The organism is Acidovorax sp. Root219 (assembly GCF_001428665.1).
GTDB lineage: Bacteria > Pseudomonadota > Gammaproteobacteria > Burkholderiales > Burkholderiaceae_C > Acidovorax.
Genome location: NZ_LMIJ01000023.1, coordinates 254,227 through 273,066 on the forward strand (window position 1 = coordinate 254,227; position 18,840 = coordinate 273,066).

Consider the following 18,840-nt stretch of genomic DNA (forward strand, 5'->3'; position numbering starts at 1 on the left):
GCAGGCCCGGGCCATGAACGCCAGCGTCTTCGTGGAGCTGCGGTTCTGGGTGCTGGTGGTCTTCTCGCTGGTGCTGCCTGCGGGCATCTATGCGGCGCTGCTGCGTACCCGCGCCATCTCGCGCCTGGCGGTGCTGGGCTTTGGCATTGCACTGGTGCTGATTGCCGGGGTCGACGTCTACCTGCTGCAAAGCCTTGCGGCGTTGGCCCGGCATACACCCTCGATGGCCGACGATGCGGTGTTTCTCTCCGAACTGTCGATTGCCCTGTATGTGCTCCCCGTGGTGTTCGGGGGGATCGGCGTGAACCTGATCTCGCACGTGCTGCTGCACCACCTGACCGAAGCGGAAAAGCGTTTTGAACGGGAGCATCCCGGTGCGTGAAGCATGCCTGTGGTGGCGCCGTCTGGCGCTGGCCTTGGCGGCCGCAGTGGCGCTGCCTGCCCACGCCATCCCCACCTTCGCCGAGGTGCGCCAGGACTTCAAACCCTCGGACACCCTGGTCCTCTCGCAGGAGGGTGAGGTCGTCCAGCGCCTGCGCACCGATGCCACCGTGCGCCGGGGCCAGTGGGTGCCGCTGGCCGATGTATCGCCCGCGTTGCGCGCGGCCCTGGTGCTCAGCGAGGACAAGCGCTTTTACGAGCACAGCGGGGTGGACTGGCGCGCGGCATCGGCGGCGGCCTGGGGCAACCTGTGGAACCAGCGCACACGCGGTGCCAGCACCATCACCATGCAGCTGGCCGGCCTGCTCGACGGCGACTGGCGCCAGGGGCCGGGCGGGCGCAGCGTGGTGCAAAAGCTCGGCCAGACGGTGGCCGCCCAGGTGCTGGACCGCCGCTGGCGCAAGGACCAGGTGCTGGAGGCCTACCTCAACCTGGTGCCGTTTCGCAGCGAGCTGGTGGGCATCGATGCGCTGAGCCGCACCCTGTTCGACAAGGCCGCCCACGGGCTCGATGACCGCGAGGCGGCCGTGGCCGCTGCGCTGGTGCGCGCCCCCAATGCCCGGCCTGCACTCGTGTCGCAGCGGGCCTGCGGCGTGCTGCGCGACCTGCAGCAGCGCCCCGGTCAGCCCGCGGTGCGCGTGGACTGCGATGCGCTGGACCTGTTCGTCACCGCGGCCCTGCAGCGCCGGGCCTTCGACGCCAGCGAGGGCATTGCGCCCCATTTCGCCCGCTACCTGCTGCGCCAGCAGCAGGCCGTGCCGGGCGCGGCCCCCGTGCCTGAACGGGTGGCCAGCACCCTGCGGGCGCCCCTGCAGCGTTTTGCCGTGCAGACGCTGGCCCAGCACCTGCGCGAGCTACAGGGCCGCAGCGTCGAGGACGGTGCGGTGCTGGTGCTCGACAACGCCACGGGCGCCGTGCTCGCCTGGGTGGGCTCGTCGGGGCAACTGAGCCAGGCCGGCGAGGTCGATGGCGTGCAGGCCCTGCGCCAGCCGGGCTCCACGCTCAAGCCTTTCCTGTACGCCCAGGCCATTGCAGAGCGGCGGCTCACCGCGGCCTCGCTGGTGGACGACTCGCCCGCGCACATCGCCACCGCCAGCGGCCTGTACATCCCGCAGAACTACGACCGTCAGTTCAAGGGCTGGGTCTCGGCGCGCACGGCGCTGGCCGCCTCGCTCAACGTGCCGGCCGTACGCACGCTGGTCATGGTCACGCCCGATGCCTTCCACCGCCAGCTCGGCGCCCTGGGCCTGCCGTTGCGCGAGAGCGGTGACTACTTCGGCTACAGCCTTGCCCTGGGCAGCCCCGAGGTGCCGCTGCTGCACCTGACCAACGCCTTTCGCACCCTGGCCAATGGCGGAAGTCGGGGCTCCGTGCGCGTGTGGCCCGCACAGCCCGGCGCTGCGCCGGTGCGGGCCATCGATGCCGGCGCCGCCTTCATCGTGGGCGACATCCTGGCCGACGGCAATGCGCGCTCGCGCACCTTCGGCACCGACAGCGTGCTCGCCACGCGCTTCTGGTCGGCCGTGAAGACCGGCACCAGCAAGGACATGCGCGACAACTGGGCCGTGGGCTGGTCCGAGCGCTACACCGTGGGCGTGTGGGTCGGCAACGCCAGCGGCGCCGCCATGCATGACGTGAGTGGCACCAGCGGCGCGGCACCCATCTGGGCCGCAGTGATGGGCTTCTTGCATGCGCGCGAACCCAGCCACGCGCCAGCGGCTCCCAAGGGCCTGGTGCGCCAGGCCGTGCAGTTCGGCGCCTTGCAGGCTGCGCAGGGGAGTGCGGCGGGGGCTGCGGCATCGCTGCCGCTGGAGGCCGCGCGCCAGGAATGGTTCGTCCCCGGTACCCAGCAGGCGCGCTTCGCCATCGACCTGGGGCCCACCGACGAACCAGTGGTCGCCAGACGCGGCGCCAAACCTTCCCGGGCCTTGCCTGCAGCAGCGGTGGAGGCCGCCGACGATCCCTCGGCGCGGATCCTGGCGCCGGTGCCGGGCACGATCATTGCGCTCGATCCCGACATCCCCCCCGACCGCCAGCGCCTGCAGTTCGTGGCCAGTGGTGGGCGCGACCTGCGCTGGCGCATCGACGGGCGCGAGCAGGGGCGTGGTGCACGCTGGGCCTGGCCGCCCTGGCCTGGGCGGCACCAGCTGGAATTGGTGGATGCACATGGCAAGGTGCATGACACGCTGCAGTTCGAAGTGCGGGGGGCGGGCGTGCTGTCTCGCAAATAAGTGCCTGGAAAGCCCTGCCTTTCTGGCCATGGGCGGGCTATCGCCAACGTTACACTGTGTTGCAACTAACCGGGAGGTGTGCGTAATGCCTCCCTTGCCATGCCAGTTTGTCCATGCATTTTTCCCGCCAGTTTTTCTCCCATAGGCTGATCTGGCTGGCGCTGCTGGTGTCCCTGGGCATCGGCCTGCTGTTTGCCCGAACGATCTGGACAATGCGGGAAGACAGTTGGGACTACGCCAGCCGCACCAACGCCAATCTGGCAAGCACACTGGAGCGCAGTATTGGCGGCACTCTCCGCTCGCTCGACGAGTCGCTCAAAGGTGTAGTGGCAGGGCTCGAGCGCCCCGAGGTCATGGCGCTTCCCGCCGATATCCGCAACGGTGTGCTGTTCGACAACTCCCTGCAGGTGCCGGGCTCGGGATCGGTATTGGTGGTCGATGACCGGGGCGACGTGGTACTGGACTCTTCCACCCTGAAGCCACGCCAGGCCAATTTTGCCGACCGGGACTATTTCCTTGTGTTTGCCAAAGGCAGCCACCAGGGGTTGCACGTGGGCCGCCCCGTGCCCTCGCGCCTCACCGGCTTGTACATTCTTCCGGTGACGAGGGCCTACCACCGCGCAGACGGTTCCTTCGCGGGGGTGGTGGTCGGAGCCATTCGCCTGAGCTACTTCGACGGGCTGTTCGGTTCGCTCGATCTGGGGACCGGCAGCCGGGTGGACCTGTACCGAACCGATGGGCTGCTGATCTCGCGTTTTCCGCCGCACCAGGCTGATGTGAACACCTCCATTGCCGGCACGGCCGCCCTGGCACGGCTGCAGGCTGACGCGGTGGGTATTGACGCGGTCGATGCGGCTGGCACCGACGGCACGCGCCAGCTGCAGGCCTGGGAGCATGTGGGGGCGTACCCGCTGATCGTGAACGTGGCGCAGTCGAGCGACACCGTCCTGGCCAAATGGCACCGCAGCGCCTGGGTGCTCGGGGTGTTCTCGGTACTGCTGATGGCCGGCTGCGTAGGGCTGGCCATGCTCTTCGTGCGTGAACTTCTGCGGCGCCAGGCCGTGAGCGCCGAGTGCGCCTGGCCGAACGCGACCGCCAGACCATCCTGGACAACCTGCCTTCGCTGGTGAGCTATTGGGATGCAGACCTGAACAACCGCTTTGCCAACAGTGCATATGACACCTGGTTCGGCATACCCGCCGAACAGTTGCGCGGCAGGCACTGCCGCGAGCTGCTGGGCCCTTCTCTGTACGCCATGTGCGAGCCCTTCCTGCGCAGCGCGCTGCGCGGTGAGCGCCAGCTCTTCGAGTGCACGGTGGCCGACAAGACCGGCGTGCTGCGCCATGCCATCGTCTCCTACGTGCCCGACGTGGACGGCGGCGTCGTGCGCGGCGTGTTCTTGCAGACCACCGACATCACTGACCGTAAGCGCATGGAGGAGCAACTGTTCGAGGAGAAGGAGCGCATCCGCCTGACGCTGCAGTCCATCGGTGACGCAGTGATCTGCACCGACGCGCAGGGCTCCATCACCTACCTGAACCCCGTGGCCGAACGGCTCACCGGCTGGCAGGCCTTTGACGCCGCCGGCAGCCAGGTCGACGCCGTGGTCTGCCTGCACGATCCCGCCACCGGCATGCCCATGCCCAGTCCGCTGCGCCAGGCCATCCAGGGCGTGGCCCAGGAGGTGTCGGTGCGCGGCGTGGTGCACCACCGGACTTCGGGCCAGCGTTTCGACGTGCAGGAAACCGCCAGCCCCATCACCGACCGCCACGGCGCGGTGACCGGTGCGGTGGCCGTGTTGCGCGACGTGACCGAGGCGGTGGCCATGCAGGCGCGCATGGCCCATCTGGCGCAGTACGATGCACTGACCGACCTGCCCAACCGCCTGCTGTTGCAGGACCGGGCCCAGTTGGCGATTGCGCACGCGCGGCGCGGCGGCCGCAGCCTGGCCGTGATGTACATCGACCTCGACGGCTTCAAGGGCGTCAACGACCGCCTGGGGCATGACATGGGCGATCGGCTGCTGGTCCAGTTCGCCCAGCGCCTCAAAGGCGCCGTGCGCGAGTCGGACACGGTGTGCCGCCAGGGCGGCGATGAGTTCGTGGTGCTGCTGCCGGGCCTGGAGGATGTGGAGGGCGCCTGCAGTGTGGCGCGCAAGATCCTGGCCACGGCGGCCACCCCATTCGACCTCGCAGGCGAGCCCCTGTCCATCGGACTGAGTGGCGGCATCGCCGTGTTTCCAGCGCATGGCAACACCTTCGAAGAGCTCACGCAGCACGCCGACGCCGCCATGTACGCCGCCAAGCGCAGCGGGCGACTGCAGTTCATGCTGTACGCGGGCCCCGGGGCCGAGCCGCGGGTGATCAAGCCACTGGTGCCCGAGCCGGGTTGACGCGCCCGCGCGTCGCCGGGGCCTGCGCAGCGCAGCGGGCGCCCTGCGTCTATGCTCGGCAGTTCTGTCCGCTTTTTCCTCGCCTCCCATGCATGCGCTCGCCCCGGTGTTGTTCGTCCTGATCTGGTCCACGGGCTTTCTTGCAGGGCGCGGCGTGGCCAGCCATGCCGACCCCTTCTGGTTCCTGGCATTGCGCTTTGCCTGTGTGGCCGTTGCCTTCATCGGTGCGGCACTCTGGGTGCGGGCCGCCTGGCCCAAGGGGGTGCGGCGCATCGCCATGCACCTGCTGGCCGGCGCACTCATGAGCGGGCTGTACCTGGGGCCCAGCTGGTGGGCCATGTCGCAAGGCATGGCGGCCGGCATCATGTCGCTCATCGGTGCGCTGCAGCCGCTGTTCACTGCGCTGCTGGCCGTGGCGGTGCTCGGCAAGCGCCTGTCGCACACCACCTGGGCCGGGTTGGCGCTGGGCTTTGGCGGTGTGGGCATGGTCCTGCTGCCACGCCTGCAGGCGGCCGATTCCAGCGCCCTTTCGTTGCCTGTGGTGCTGGTCGCGGCGGGCAGCATCTTCTCGCTCACCGTGGGCTCCATGGTGCAGAAATCACCCCTGGCTGCGGGCGACGACCTGCGCAGTGCCAGTGCCGTGCAGAACATCGGTGCCGTGGCGGTGCTGCTGGCCATGGCTTTCAGCGTGGGCCAGCCGCACTGGGACAACTCGGCCGCGCTTTGGGGCTACCTGGCGTTCTCGGTGCTGGTGCTGTCCATCGGCGGGGCCACGCTGCTCATCTGGCTCATGCGCCGGGGCGAGGCCACGCGCACTACAGCGCTGCTGCTGGCCGTGCCGCCGCTGTCGGCGCTGCAGGCCTGGTTCATCTTCGGAGAGACACTCTCGGCCATCCAGCTCGTGGGCTTTGTGGTGGCCATCGCTGGAGTGGCACTCGCCCGGCGGTGAGCCGCCATGCAAAAATTTCAATGCACGCGCAAAAGCCTTCATGCCGCCCCGGCTGCGGCGGGGCTACGATGCGCTGCATCCATAACAAGGGGACCCCGTGCCTGACCTGTCCAAAATCACCTGCATCGAAGACCTGCGCGTGGTCGCCCAGCGCCGCGTGCCGCGCATGTTCTATGACTATGCCGATTCAGGCTCGTACACCGAAGGCACCTACCGCGCCAACACGGCCGACTTCCAGGGCATCAAGCTGCGCCAGCGCGTGGCCGTCAACATGGAAGGGCGCAGCACCCGCACCACCATGCTCGGCCAGGACGTGGCCATGCCCGTGGCCATCGCGCCCACGGGCCTCACGGGCATGCAGCATGCCGATGGCGAGATCCTGGGTGCGCGCGCGGCCAAGGCCTTCGGCATCCCGTTCACGCTGTCCACAATGAGCATCTGCTCGCTCGAAGATATTGCCGAGAACACCGGCCGCCACCCCTTCTGGTTCCAGGTCTACGTGATGCGCGACCGCGACTTCATCGAGCGCCTGATCGACCGCGCCAAGGCCGCCAACTGCTCGGCGCTGCAGCTCACGCTCGATCTGCAGATCCTGGGCCAGCGCCACAAGGACATCAAGAACGGCCTGTCCACCCCGCCCAAGCCCACCCTGCGCAACCTCATCAACCTGGCCACCAAGCCGCAGTGGTGCATGGGCATGCTGGGCACTAAGCGCCGCAGCTTCGGCAACATCGTCGGCCACGCCAAGGGCGTGGGCGACCTGTCCTCGCTGTCATCGTGGACGGCCGAGCAGTTCGACCCCCAGCTCAACTGGGGCGACGTGGAGTGGATCAAGAAGCGCTGGGGCGGCAAGCTGGTGCTCAAGGGCATCATGGACGCCGAGGACGCGCGCCTGGCCGTGGACAGCGGGGCCGATGCGCTCATCGTCAGCAACCACGGCGGGCGCCAGCTCGACGGTGCGCCTTCATCCATCGCCGCGCTGCCGGCCATCGCCCAGGCGGTGGGCAAGGAAATCGAGGTCTGGATGGACGGCGGCATCCGCAGCGGGCAGGACGTGCTCAAGGCCCGCGCCCTGGGCGCGCAAGGCACGCTGATCGGCCGCAGCTTCCTCTACGGCCTGGGCGCCTTCGGCGAGGCCGGCGTGACCCGCGCGCTGCAGATCATCCAGAAGGAACTCGATATCACCATGGCCTTCTGCGGCCATACCAACATCAACACGGTGGACCGCTCGATCCTGCTGCCGGGCACGTACCCGGTGTAGGCGCCCGGCAAGCTCGCGGGCCTTCTCCAGCCTGCATGGCCGCCGTGTCCTTTGGAGTGGGCTGGGCGCCTCGGCAGCGCGCTATAACCTACACATGACGCTTTCATGGATGGCCTGGGCCTGGATTCCCCTCACCCTCTGGGCTGCGCTCGCGCAGACGGCGCGCAACGCGGCCCAGCGCTCGGTCACTGCCGAGCTGGGCACGCTGGCCGCCACGCTGGTGCGCTTTCTCTACGGGCTGCCGCTGGCCACGGCCTGGGTGGCGGGGCTCACCTGGGTGGGCGCGGGCTACCCGGTTCCCCACTTTTCACTGCCCTATGCAAGTTGGCTGGTCATGGGCGCGCTGACGCAGGTGGGTGCCACGGCCTTCCTGCTGCTGGCGATGAAGGAGCGCAACTTCGTGCTTGCGGTGGCCTATTCCAAGACCGAGGTGCTGCAGGTCGCGCTGTTCTCGGCCGTGCTGCTGCAGGAGCTGCCGGGCCCGCTGGCCTTTGGCGCCATGGCCGTCGCCACGCTGGGCGTGGTGCTGCTGTCGCTGCCTGCGGGCGGCTGGCGCACGCTGCGGGCCGGTGAGGGCGGCGGCAGCAAGCTGGTCGCCTATGGCCTGGCCTCGGGTGCGTGCTTTGCCCTTGCCAGCGTGGGGTTCCGCGGGGCGTCGCTGGCGTTGGGCGATGGCGTGGCGCCCTGGGTGGCCGGCGCCTGGGGCGTGTTCTGGGCGCAGTTGCTGCAAAGCATCGTGCTGGGCGGCTGGCTGCTGGCGCGCCAGCCCGGCGTGGCCGGAGCGATTGCGCGTGCCTGGCGGTTGTCGGTGGTGGCGGGCTCCATGGGGGCGCTGGCGTCCATTGCCTGGTTCACGGCCTACGCCATGCGCCCGGCGTCGGACGTGCGCACGCTGGGCCTGGTCGAGGTGCTGTTCAGCTACCTGGTGTCGCGCCGCATGTTCAGCGAAAGCCTGTCGCGCACCGAAGGCATCGGCCTGGCCCTGGTGCTGGCGGGGCTGGTGGGCATCTGCGCCCAGTGGTAGCGGGGTTCCATGTCAGGGGGCAGGCACGGCCGTCAGCCGCCTCAGCGTGGCCAGGTAGGCCACCACATCTTCGCGCTCCTGCGCGTTGTCCAGGCTGTAGTCCATGGCCTGGCCCGGGATCAGGGCCTCGGGGTCGGTCAGCCAGGCCTTGAGTGTAGCCCGCGTCCACAGCAGCTTGCTGCTCTGCAGCGCGGGTGAATACTCGTAGTCCTTGAGGGCACCCGCACGGCGGCCCACTACGCCCCGGTGGGCCGGGCCCTCGCGGTGCGCGTCCACACTGTGGCAGCCCGCGCAGTGCTCTTTGTACACGGCGCGCCCGCGCTCCACCGATTGGGCGGATGCGCTGGCGCTGGCCATCCACAGCACGCTGGCGGCCAAAGCCGCGATCACCCCTTTCGCATCACGCCGCATGGCTGCGTCCCTGCCAGATGCCGGGGCGTGGCGTGAAGGGGGCGTGGGAGTTCGGTGGGATGCTGTTGTTCATGAGGCCAGGCGGGTCGATGGGGAGAAGGGGCGGCGGCTGCAAGGCGCCGCCCTTTGCCGTGCCAGCTCTATACGCAACAGGCCTCCCATTGGATGCAGCCAGGGCGCGCTGTTCGCATGGTGGGGCTTTTCCGGGGGCACAAAGACCCGCCAGTGCATCCAGACGCCGGTTTGTGGCGTATCCACAGCAGACCACCTGGAACTTCCTACGTGACTTCCGGCCTTTCCCACACAATCGGCGCATGAGCACCCTCACCCCAGACAGTGAACTGATGTACCTCCTTGACCGCATCGCCGCACAGGACGACTCCGCGCTGAAAGCCTTGTACGAGAGCACCTCGTCCAAGCTGTTCGGCCTGGCGCTGCGCATCGTGCGCCACCGCGACGTGGCGGAAGATGTGCTGCAGGAAGCATTTTTGAGCATCTGGCGCGGGGCGGGCAACTACCGTGCCTCGCTGAGCCCGCCCATGGCCTGGATGGGGCTGATCGTGCGCAGCCGCGCCCTGGACGCGCTGCGCAAGCGCAGCTCCGAGCGCAGCGACCTCACCAATGAGTTCGACGACGAGATGGCGCAGACCCTGGAGGGCGATTCGCCCAACCCCATGGACGTGACCCAGGCCAGCGAGCAAGCCTTTGCACTGCACCAGTGCCTGGGCAAGCTCGAACACAAGCAGCGCGAGGTGGTGAGCCTGGCCTACCTGCGCGACCAGAGCCACAGCGAACTGGCCGAGCAGCTGCAACTGCCCCTGGGCACTGTGAAGAGCTGGATCCGACGTGGCCTGGAGCAGTTGCGCCAGTGCATGGCCCGTTACATCTGAGGGGGCACCATGAACATTACCCAACACCCCGAACTGCTCGACCGCCTGGCGGCGAGCTACGCGCTGGGCACCCTGCGCGGCGGCGCACGCCGCCGCTTCGAAACCCTGGCCCGCGAGCACGCGGCGGTGCGTGCTGCCGCCCTGGTGTGGCAGACCCATTGGTCGGGCCTGGCTGAATTGCAGGAGCTGGCCCAGCCCGATGCGGCCGTCTGGAAACGCATCGACAACCTGGTGCAGGCCGACCGGCAGGCCCAGGCCATGCAGGCCGCGCGCCTGGCGAGCCAGGAGCCGGCCTTGCCAGGAGCTGTCGGGCCCGGCGGCTGGCTGCGCAGCCTGCTGCTGTGGCGTGGCGTCGCGGCAGCGGGGGCCCTTGCCACGCTGGTGGCCGTGGTGGTCGGCGTGCAGGTCAATGGCGGGCTGCGTGCCAGCAGCGGTGCCCAGATTGCCGAGCTGCGCCAGCAACTGCAGGCCGCGCCGCAGATCCAGTACGTGGCCGTGCTGGCCGATGACAAGGCCGCCGCCTCCATGCTGGTGACCTTCGACCCCAAGAACAACCAGCTGGTGCTGCAACGCGTGGGCGGCTTCCAGGAGGGGGCGGACAAGTCGCTGCAGCTGTGGGCGTTGCCGCCAGCGGGCGGCCCGCGCTCGCTGGGCGTGCTGGGCCAGGAAAAGCTGCTCAACCTGACGGCCGGCGAAGCCGACGTGCGCCAGGTGCCGGCCCTGGCCGTCAGCCTGGAGCCGCGCGGAGGCGTGCCCAGCGCGGGCGGCCCCACGGGGCCTGTGCTGTTCAAGGGCGAGCTGATCCAGCGCATGCTGTAGGCGGCGCAACGGCCCAACCGACTGGGCGGCTGGCGCTGCAGCGTGGTTTTTCCGCAAAAATTGAGGGCAGATGCTTTTTGTTGCATCCAGCCGTGAACACGGTGCGTAATGGAAGGTGCAACATCTGCTGACAGCACCGACATCCCCGGAGACGCCCCGATGAAAACACTGCCTCCTTCCTCCCTTTCGCCCATGGCCCGGGCGCTTGCCCTGGGCCTGGGCATCGGCCTTGTCGCGGTGGCCGGCGCCGCCCGCGCCGACACCGGCAAGCTGCTTTTGACCGGCGGCGTCAGCACCATTGCCGGCTCGGCCGGTGGCGGCCTCACACCCTGGGCCGTGATCGGCAGCAATGCCACCCAGGGCGAAGTCGGCTTCAGCGGCTACGCCACGCGTGCCGGCACCCAGGACTACAGCCTGACCGGCTACGGCGTGGCGGTAGGCTTGTACGACCGGGTCGAACTGTCACTGGCACGGCAGGATTTCGATGCCTCGCCAGCACTCGCGCTCAATGGGGTCGCCGCCTTCGGCGTCACGCCGGGCCAGCACATCAAGATGGACGTGGTGGGCCTCAAGGTAAAGGTCGCAGGCGACGCCGTGCTCGACGCCGACACCTGGATGCCGCAGATCGCGGTGGGCATCGAGCACAAGCGGGCCAGCCCCGGCTCCATCCAGTCGGTCTACAACTTCCTGGGCGTGAAAGACAGCGGCACCGATCTGTACGTGAGTGCCACCAAGCTGTTCCTGGCCCAGAGCCTGCTGGTCAATGCCACGCTGCGCTCCACCAATGCCAACCAGAACGGGCTTTTGGGCTTCGGCTCTGCCGCGCCCGGCAAGAACGGCCGCAGCCTGCAGCCCGAGTTTTCGGTAGCGTACCTGGTGAGCAAGAACGTTGCCGTAGGGGTTGAATACCGCTTCAAGCCCAACAACCTGCAGGCGCTGGGCGCTTCAGCGGGTCTGGGCGCCGGGCTGCGCGAGGACGACTGGAAGGACCTCTTCGTGGCCTGGGCCCCGAGCAAGCACCTGTCGCTCACACTGGCCTACGTGGACCTGGGCCGCATCGTGCCCGGCGTTACCCAGGGCCGGCGCCAGACGGGCTATTACCTGTCGGCCCAGGCCGCGTTTTGAAATGAAACACCCCCTGAGTCGCTTCGCGCCTTCCCCCTCTCTCGACTCGCTGCGCGAGTCGGGAGGGGGACGCCCCCAGCGCGGCGGGGCGGCCCTGGCGCGGGGGCACTGGCCTTGGCCGCGCCAGTTTCGTGCGTCGCGGGTGGCGTGCAGCACATTTAACAACGGATACCTGGTAGTTTTGGAGACAGCCATGAAAAAGACCCTGATGGCCTTTGGCCTTGCCTTCGCCAGCCTGCTGGCAGCCCCCGCCCTGGCCCAGTCCGCAGCCCCCGCTGGCCTGTACCAGGCGCTGGGCGAAAAGCCCGGCATCATCCGGCTGGTGGATGACTTCGTGGACCGCGTAGTGAAAGACCCGCGCATCGGTGCCCATTTCAAGGACGTCAAGCCCGCAGCCCTCAAGGAGAGCCTGACCGACCAGTTCTGCCAGCTCAGCGGGGGGCCTTGCAAATATGAAGGCGCCGATATGAAATCGGCGCATGCGGACATGGACATCAACAAGGGCCATTTCCACGCACTGGTCGAGGTGCTGCAAGGCTCCATGGACGCGCAGGGTATTCCCTTCGCGCAGCAGAACCGCTTGCTGGCCTTGCTGGCACCCATGCACCGCGACGTGATCACCGTTCGCTGAGGAGGATGCCCATGATGACGAAAAGTGCGCTTCTCGCCTTTGCCGCCTTTGCTGCGGCCACTGGCGCCCTTGCCGGCAATGTGCAGATCCAGGTCCTGGACAGGGACGGCAAACCTGTGCCCGATGCCGTGGTGGTGGTCTACCCCCCGGTCGGTGCAGGTACCGCACCGACCCTCATGGCGCCCAGCCCGGTGATCGAGCAGGAAAAGATGCGCTTCGTGCCCGCCGTGACGGTGGTGGTGCCTGGCACCACGGTGCGTTTTACCAACCAGGACCGCTGGGACCACCATGTGCGCGGCAACTCCGCCACGCCCGTGGCCAGCGCGGCGCCAGGCGCCAGCGGCTTCGAATTGCGGCTGGCGGGCAAGGCCGATGGCAAGCCCGCCAACTTTGCCGACGCAAAGCTCGACGCTGCCGGCGTGGTGCTGTTGGGTTGCCACCTGCATGGTTCCATGCGCGGGCACATCTTCGTGACCGATTCGGCCTGGACGCTCAAGACCGACGACAACGGCATCGCCCGCTTTGCCAGCGTGCCGGAGGGCGCGGCCCAGGTGCGTGTGTGGCATGCCGAGCAACTGGTGGACCTGCCGCGCAAGGCCGTGCAGGTGCTGGCCACGCCGGTGCTCGACACGGTGCAACTGAGCGTGGTACCTCGCGTGCGCCGTGCGCCGCCTCCGTCCAGCGCACCGGGTGGCCCGATGGGCTCGTACAGCCAGGCGCAGCCGCCGGGGCAGCACACGCACTGACTGGATCCATTCACCGGTTCAATGCCACCTCGGCTGCGGGAGGTGGGGGCATGCTGCCATCGGCGGGCAGGGCCTGCAGGTAGGCATACAGGGCGCGCGCATCCACATCGCTGAGCTGGCCCAGCGATTCGAAGGGCATGACCTGGATCGGCGTGCCATCGGGCCGCTTGCCGTTGCGCAGCATGGCCACGAAGCTTTCCACCGTGGGGTAGCGGGCCATCGCGCTGTCCTTGCCGGGGCGGATGTCGGCGGCGGCCGGCCAGTCCGGCGGGCCGCCGGGGATCTTGCCGCCCGCCAGGCTGGCGCCGTGGCAGCCGATGCACATGTTCGCCACGTACTGTCCGTTGGCCACCGTCACGCCTGCGGGCACGGGGCGCGAGGGCGCTTGGTGGTGGTCGATGCGCGAGGCCGCGTCGGGAATCACGCCCAGGCCGTACAGCACCCAGGCGGGGCGCGGCAGCTCGATGGCAGCGGGCGTGCCCTCCTTGCCCGGCAACTGGCGCACATAGGACACCAGGGCGTTCAGGTCGTCGTTGGTCAGGCGGTTGTAGTCTTCGCTGGGCATCACCAGCAGCGGGCGGCCATTGGGCTTGACGCCGTGGCGGATGGCGCTGTTCCAGTCCTCGGGCTGGTAGCGCGCCACTACGCCGGCCGGCGTGATGTTGGGGCCGGCCAGCCGGGTGCCCTTGCCATCGTTGACGAACTCGCGGCCCGTGCCCTGCGCGCCATGGCAGTCGGTGCAGCCGCGTGAGGTGAACAGGTAGCGCCCGCGCTCGATGGTCTGCGCCTCGGTGGTGTAAGCCACGGGGCGCGGCTTGATGTCGATGTAGCGGTTGCGCTTTTGCTCGGCGAGGTACAGGCCGGTGGCGGCCGTGGCGGCAACCAGCACGCCCAGTGCCAGGGCGCTGCCAGCCGTCCATTTCATCCAGCGTTTCATGGTGGGGAAGCCTTGTGGGAATGAGCTCAGAAACTCGATGGAGCGGATTCTGAATTCCTGCAGGCTGTTTGGCACATCGCGCGCCAGAGGTGTGGGCAGGCTGGGTGACTTTTGTCACGGATGCCCGGATCGCGTGGCCCCACCAGGTTGCCGCGCGACCAGGATCCCCTGCCGCAGTCGCCGATCAGCGCTCGATGTTCTTGTTCCAGCGCGCGTTCCAGGCGGGCCGGTTGGCGTTCACGCTGTCCCAGTCCAGCGTCACGGCATTCTTCATCCACTGGCTGATCTGGACCACCTGCGCTGCCCCTTCGCCCACGGCCGGGGCCTTGGGGTTGGTGGGGATCTGCGCGCCGAACTGCAGCACGTTGGCCTGGGCCAGCGGGCTCAGCAGGAACTCGGCAAGCTTTTGCGCCAGCTCGGGTTCGCTGTTGTTGGCGATCACGCACTGGCCCACCATCAGCACCACCGAGCCTTCCTTGGGCTGCGCGTACTCCACCGGGATGCCCTTGGACTTGAGCGCGGCCACGGCCGTGGGGGTCAGCGGGAACATCGCGGCCTCGCCGGTCTGCACCATCTCGGAGATCTTGGCCGAGCTCGGGATGTACTCGAGCACGTTCGGGCCGATGGTCTTGGCCCAGTTGTTGAAGCCGGGCTCCACGTTCTTGTCGTTGCCGCCCTGGATGCGGTTGAACATCAGAAAGCCATGCAGCCCGAAGGAAGAGGAGGGCATGGACTGGAACACCACCTTGCCCTTGTACTTGGGATCGGCGAAGTCCATCCACGAGGTCGGTGGCGCCCAGCCCTTCTCGGTGAACATCTTGGTGTTGTAGGCGATGCCCGTCATGCCCAGGCTCACACCGCTGGCCAGGTCGTCCTTGAAGCGGGCGGCGGGGTAGATCTCATTGAGGTGGGGGTTGGGCCGCTGCTTCTGGCACAGGCCCATGCCCATGGCGCGCACCATGATGCCGTCGTCAAGAAACATCACGTGCATCTGCGGCCTGTCCTTGTTGGCCTGCGCCTTGGCCAGGATGTCCGACGAGGTGCCCGGCACCACCACCACCTTGGCGCCATGCAGCTTCTCGAACGCGGGAAAGACGTACTGCGTGTACGCCTTCTCCATGGTGCCGCCGTTCATGCCGATGTAGATCGTTTTCGTCTGGGCACCGGCCATGCCGCTGGCGGCCAGCGCAGCCGCCGCGGCTGTTGTCAGCAGCGCACGGCGCACAAAAGAGGTCTGGCGAGAAGAGGTCATGGGGTCTTTCCTTTCAGGGTGTTGGAAGGGTAGCGGTCAGGGGATCGAAACTCAATGGGCAGCAGCGGCTGCCGGGGCGCTGGCAGGGAAAAAGCGCCCGATGGAAAAGGCGTCGGTGGGTGTGCTGCTGCGGCCGTCGCGGGCCAGGTCGGCCAGCACTTCACCGGCAGCCGGGCCGATCTGAAAGCCCGCCCCCGCAAAGCCGAAGCCGTGCAGCAGGCCGGGCGTGGTGTGGCTCTTGCCGAGCACGGGCTGGCGGTCGGGCAGGTAGCCCTCGGTGCCGCTCCAGGTGCGGATGAAATGTGCGTGCTTGAGCACCGGCAGCAGCTCGATGGCCTGCACCGCCAGCGCCGCGATGGCGCTGCGCTCCGAGCGTGCACGGTCCGCATCCAGGCCAACGCCCGAACCGCCGCCCAGCACCAGGTTGCCGCGTGCCACCTGCCGGCAGTAGATGCTGCCGCCCTCCACACCCAGGCTCCAGTGCATGAAGAAGGGCAGGGGCTCGGTCACGGCCATGGCCGGGTGGCCCGACTGCAGTGGCACGGCCTCGCCGAACTGGGTGGCCAGCGGGCCCGACCAGGCGCCTGCACAGTTGATGAGCACGGGCGCACGCACCGTGAGCGCGGAGCCCGAGCGCAGCACGAACTGCCGGCCGTCGTGCTCCACCTCGGTCAAGGGCGTGCGCTCGAAGATATGGGCGCCCGCGCGCCGGGCGGCCAGTGCGAACGCGGGGGACACCAGGCGCGGGTTGGCCTGCCCGTCCTCACGGCAGAGCGATCCACCCACGGCCTTGCCGCCCAGCCAGGGGCAGCGCTCGCGCAGCCCCTGGCCCGAGAGCAGCTCGATACCAAGGCCGTAGTCGCGGCTCATGGCCTCGTAGCGCTCCAGCGCAGCCAGGTCCTCCTCGCTGCGCGCGATCTTGAAATGGCCGGTGCGCTGGTACTCGCCATCGGTGCCCAGCAGTTCGGGCAGGCGGCCCCAGATTTCGTGGGCACGCTGTGCCAGCGGCAGTTGGCTCAGGGGGCGGCCCTGGCGGCGCACGCCGCCGTAGTTCACGCCGCTCGAGCGCGAGCCGCACAGGTCGCGTTCGAGCAGCACCACGTCCACGCCCCGGCGGCGCAGTGCGAGTGCCGCCGAGGCGCCCACGATGCCGCCGCCGACGATGGCCACGTCGGTGTCCATCAGGCGCGGGTTGCTGGTCAGGTGGGGTGCGGCGGCGCTCATGCAGCGGCTCCGGTGTGCTGGCTGGCGGCCTGCAGGTGGATGGGAATCGGCTTGATCGGTGCCTGGCCACGCAGCCGGCCCACCAGTTCCACCGGCTTGCCGGTGGCGTGGGCCAGGATCTCCGCCGCTGCCACGCCGCAGCTGCGGCCCTGGCAGCGGCCCATGCCTACGCGGGTCAGCGCCTTCAGCCGGTTCATCTCGTCGGCGCCGGTCTCGCGCACGGTGTCGCGCAACTGGCCGGCCGTGACGTTCTCGCAGCGGCACACCACCAGCTCGTCGGGTGCCTGAGCGGCCCAGTCGGTGGGGAAGGGAAAGGCCCGCTCCAGCCCCTCGCGAAAGCGCGCCAAACGGGTGAGCTTGTCCTCGAGTTCCTGGGCGCGGGCGGTGTCCACGGACCCCCCCTGGTCGGCCAGCAAGGCCAGGGCGGCACGCTCGCCGGCCCACTCGGCCGCATCGGCACCCATGATGCCCGCGCCGTCGCCTGCCAGGTAGACCCCCGCCACGCTGGTGCGGCCGGCGCCATCGCGCTCGGGCAAATGGGCTCGCTGCAGGGGCGCCCAGGCAAAGCGGCAGCCCAGCAGGTCGGCCAGTTGGGTCTCGGAACGCAGGGCGTAGCCCAGGCCCACGGCGTCGCAGGCCAGTGTGTGTTCGCGCGTACCGTCGCTCCACACCACGCCATCCACGCGTTCGTCACCCAGCACGCGCACGGGGCGCACGCCAGTATGGATGGGCACGCCATGCGCGCGCAGCCAGCCCACGTAGTACACGCCCTTGGCGAACACGGCGGGCTGGGTCAGCATGGCCGGCACGGCGGCCACCTGGTCGGCCAGGCGCGCAGTGTCGAGCACGGCTGCCACGGTGGTGCCGGCGCGTGCGTACTGGTAGGCCACCAGGTACAGCAGCGGCCCGGTGCCCATCAGCACCACCCGGCTGCCGATGGTGCAGCCCTGGAACTTGAGCGCCACCTGCGCCCCGCCCAGGCTGTAGACACCGGGCAGCGTCCAGCCCGGCACGGGCAGCACCCGGTCGGCCGCGCCGCTGGCCACGATGAGCTGGCGGTAGGGCACGCTGCGCGTGGTCTGCGTGGTGCCGTGCAGCACGTCGAGGAAACCGCCCTGGGCGTTCCAGACCAGGCTGTCGGGGTGGTAGTCGATCTGGTCCGCAATGCCGTCGAGCGCGGCATGCACGGCGGTGGCGCGCGCGGCTTCGGTGCCGTACAGGGCCGACGCCGGACGCTGGAAGTGCGCGGGTGGGCGCCGGTAGATCTGGCCGCCCCCACGCGCCGCTTCGTCGAGCAGCACGGGGCGCACGCCATGCGCGGCCAGGGTCTGCGCGGCGCGTATGCCGGCGGGGCCTGCGCCCACGATCACGGCCTGCAGGGTGGGGTTGCTCATGCCGCGCCTTCCCCGGTGCGCAGGGCCATGCCCGGCGCGATGAAGGTGGCGCAGGCGCGCAGGCGCTCGCCGCTGTCGGTCTGCACCCAGCAGTCCTGGCAGGCGCCCATCATGCAAAAGCCGGCGCGCGGCTCGTGGCTGAACTCGTTGTGGCGCAGACGCGCCTGCAAGGTGAGGATGGCGGTTAGCACGGTGTCGCCTTCGAGGGCGCTGGCCGGCTGGCCATCGAGCATGAAAGGCACGGCCTTGCGCGCGGTTTCGGCCACGCGGCGCAGCAGTGGCAATGCAGGGGAGGTCGTCGTGGCCATGGGCTTACTTGCGCCCCACCAGCACGCGGTCCAGGCCGTAGACGCGGTCCAGCAGCACCATGGCGAAGGCCGTCACGGCCACCATCAGGGCCGACACGGCAGCCATCAGCGGGTCGATGGATTCGGTGGCGTACATGTACATGCGCACCGGCAGCGTCACCGTGCTCGGCGAGGTGACGAAGATCGACATGGTCACCTCGTCGAAGCTGTTGATGAAGGCCAGCAGCCACCCGCCGGTGACTCCCGGCAGGATCATCGGCAGCGTGATGCGCGTGAACACCGTGGCCTGGCTGGCACCGAGCGAGAGTGCCGCGTGCTCGGCGCTGCGGTCGAACCCGACCAGCGCCGCCACCACCAGGCGCAGCGTGTAGGGCGTGACGATCAGCGCATGCGCCAGCACCAGCCAGCCGAAGCTGCCCGTGCCGCCCACCAGCGCGAACAGGCGCAGCAGGGCCACGCCCAGTACCAGGTGCGGAATGATCAGCGGCGAGAGGAACAGCCCGTTGAGAAAGCCGCGCCCAGGAAAATCGTAGCGCGTGATGGCAATGCCCGCAGGCACGGCCAGCACCGTGGCCAGCGTGGCCGATGCGAGCGCCAGCCACAGGCTGTTCCAGAACGACTGCACGAAGTCGGGGTGCTCGAACACCGCCCTGAACCAGCGCAGCGAGAACTCGGTGGTCGGCAGGGTCAGCGTGTTTTCGGGCGTGAAGGCCACCACGCACACGACCACCAGGGGCGCGAGCATGAAGGCGATGACGAGGGCGTTGAACGCCAGGGCGAGAGGGCCGTTCTTGTGCATGGTCAG

The 18,840-nt window shown here is 69.0% G+C and carries 19 protein-coding genes; 12 read left to right on the plus strand and 7 right to left on the minus strand.

Annotated elements, in window-relative coordinates:
• Positions 1–13 precede the first annotated feature (13 nt).
• The 7 genes from ASE28_RS21535 to ASE28_RS21560 all read left to right on the plus strand — a co-directional run bounded on the left by ASE28_RS21535 (position 14) and on the right by ASE28_RS21560 (position 8,298).
• Positions 14–382 carry a hypothetical protein gene (locus tag ASE28_RS21535; protein WP_057268415.1) on the plus strand — a complete coding sequence of 123 codons (369 nt, stop codon included), beginning with the start codon at positions 14–16 and terminating at the stop codon, positions 380–382.
• On the plus strand, positions 369–2,672 hold the full coding sequence (gene pbpC / locus ASE28_RS21540) for a penicillin-binding protein 1C (RefSeq protein ID WP_369818254.1): 2,304 nt from the start codon (positions 369–371) through the stop codon (positions 2,670–2,672). Before ASE28_RS21535 ends, pbpC begins: the two co-directional genes overlap by 14 nt.
• A 113-nt stretch (positions 2,673–2,785) precedes the next feature.
• Complete coding sequence (locus ASE28_RS33625) at positions 2,786–3,802, plus strand: cache domain-containing protein (protein WP_369818244.1); 1,017 nt, start codon at positions 2,786–2,788, stop codon at positions 3,800–3,802.
• The gene (locus ASE28_RS33630) at positions 3,745–5,064 is read left to right on the plus strand and encodes a diguanylate cyclase domain-containing protein (RefSeq protein ID WP_369818246.1); all 1,320 of its coding nucleotides are present in this window, start codon (positions 3,745–3,747) and stop codon (positions 5,062–5,064) included. Before ASE28_RS33625 ends, ASE28_RS33630 begins: the two co-directional genes overlap by 58 nt.
• Positions 5,065–5,152: 88 nt before the next feature.
• Positions 5,153–6,013, plus strand: coding sequence for a DMT family transporter (locus ASE28_RS21550; protein WP_057268416.1), 861 nt, complete (start codon positions 5,153–5,155; stop codon positions 6,011–6,013).
• Between the two features lie 97 nt (positions 6,014–6,110).
• A complete protein-coding gene (locus ASE28_RS21555) occupies positions 6,111–7,274 on the plus strand; it encodes an alpha-hydroxy acid oxidase (RefSeq protein WP_057268417.1) in 1,164 nt (387 codons plus the stop codon).
• A gap of 94 nt (positions 7,275–7,368) precedes the next feature.
• Positions 7,369–8,298 (plus strand): DMT family transporter, encoded by a 930-nt coding sequence (locus ASE28_RS21560; RefSeq protein ID WP_057268418.1) that lies wholly within the window; start codon positions 7,369–7,371, stop codon positions 8,296–8,298.
• 12 nt (positions 8,299–8,310) lie between these two features.
• Here the strand turns inward: ASE28_RS21560 and ASE28_RS21565 are convergent, their stop codons facing one another.
• Positions 8,311–8,709 (minus strand): cytochrome c family protein, encoded by a 399-nt coding sequence (locus ASE28_RS21565; RefSeq protein WP_057268419.1) that lies wholly within the window; start codon positions 8,707–8,709, stop codon positions 8,311–8,313.
• A gap of 314 nt (positions 8,710–9,023) precedes the next feature.
• On the opposite strand from ASE28_RS21565, the gene ASE28_RS21570 reads away from it, so the two are divergent.
• The 5 genes from ASE28_RS21570 to ASE28_RS21590 all read left to right on the plus strand — a co-directional run bounded on the left by ASE28_RS21570 (position 9,024) and on the right by ASE28_RS21590 (position 12,920).
• Positions 9,024–9,599 carry an RNA polymerase sigma factor gene (locus tag ASE28_RS21570; RefSeq protein ID WP_057202064.1) on the plus strand — a complete coding sequence of 192 codons (576 nt, stop codon included), beginning with the start codon at positions 9,024–9,026 and terminating at the stop codon, positions 9,597–9,599.
• 9 nt (positions 9,600–9,608) lie between these two features.
• A complete protein-coding gene (locus ASE28_RS21575) occupies positions 9,609–10,418 on the plus strand; it encodes an anti-sigma factor domain-containing protein (RefSeq protein WP_057268420.1) in 810 nt (269 codons plus the stop codon).
• A gap of 192 nt (positions 10,419–10,610) precedes the next feature.
• Positions 10,611–11,543, plus strand: a complete 933-nt coding sequence (locus ASE28_RS21580) for a DUF3034 family protein (RefSeq protein ID WP_082608194.1) — start codon at positions 10,611–10,613, stop codon at positions 11,541–11,543.
• A gap of 193 nt (positions 11,544–11,736) precedes the next feature.
• Complete coding sequence (locus ASE28_RS21585; protein ID WP_057268422.1) at positions 11,737–12,174, plus strand: group 1 truncated hemoglobin; 438 nt, start codon at positions 11,737–11,739, stop codon at positions 12,172–12,174.
• 11 nt (positions 12,175–12,185) lie between these two features.
• Positions 12,186–12,920, plus strand: coding sequence for a plastocyanin (locus ASE28_RS21590; protein ID WP_235514439.1), 735 nt, complete (start codon positions 12,186–12,188; stop codon positions 12,918–12,920).
• A gap of 10 nt (positions 12,921–12,930) precedes the next feature.
• Here the strand turns inward: ASE28_RS21590 and ASE28_RS21595 are convergent, their stop codons facing one another.
• The 6 genes from ASE28_RS21595 to ASE28_RS21620 form a co-directional block, all read right to left on the minus strand.
• Positions 12,931–13,857 (minus strand): c-type cytochrome, encoded by a 927-nt coding sequence (locus ASE28_RS21595; protein WP_057268496.1) that lies wholly within the window; start codon positions 13,855–13,857, stop codon positions 12,931–12,933.
• Positions 13,858–14,041: 184 nt separating this feature from the next.
• Entirely contained in the window at positions 14,042–15,109 is a 1,068-nt protein-coding gene (locus ASE28_RS21600; RefSeq protein WP_057268423.1) for an ABC transporter substrate-binding protein, read from the minus strand.
• Positions 15,110–15,160: 51 nt separating this feature from the next.
• Positions 15,161–16,333: an FAD-binding oxidoreductase gene (locus tag ASE28_RS21605; protein WP_057268424.1), complete on the minus strand. Its 1,173-nt coding sequence runs from the start codon at positions 16,331–16,333 to the stop codon at positions 15,161–15,163.
• Entirely contained in the window at positions 16,330–17,727 is a 1,398-nt protein-coding gene (locus tag ASE28_RS21610; protein ID WP_057268425.1) for an NAD(P)/FAD-dependent oxidoreductase, read from the minus strand. The genes ASE28_RS21605 and ASE28_RS21610 overlap by 4 nt, the downstream gene beginning before the upstream one ends.
• Positions 17,724–18,035, minus strand: a complete 312-nt coding sequence (locus ASE28_RS21615; protein WP_057202072.1) for a (2Fe-2S)-binding protein — start codon at positions 18,033–18,035, stop codon at positions 17,724–17,726. Before ASE28_RS21615 ends, ASE28_RS21610 begins: the two co-directional genes overlap by 4 nt.
• A gap of 4 nt (positions 18,036–18,039) precedes the next feature.
• Positions 18,040–18,834 (minus strand): ABC transporter permease, encoded by a 795-nt coding sequence (locus ASE28_RS21620; RefSeq protein WP_057202073.1) that lies wholly within the window; start codon positions 18,832–18,834, stop codon positions 18,040–18,042.
• Positions 18,835–18,840 lie beyond the last annotated feature (6 nt).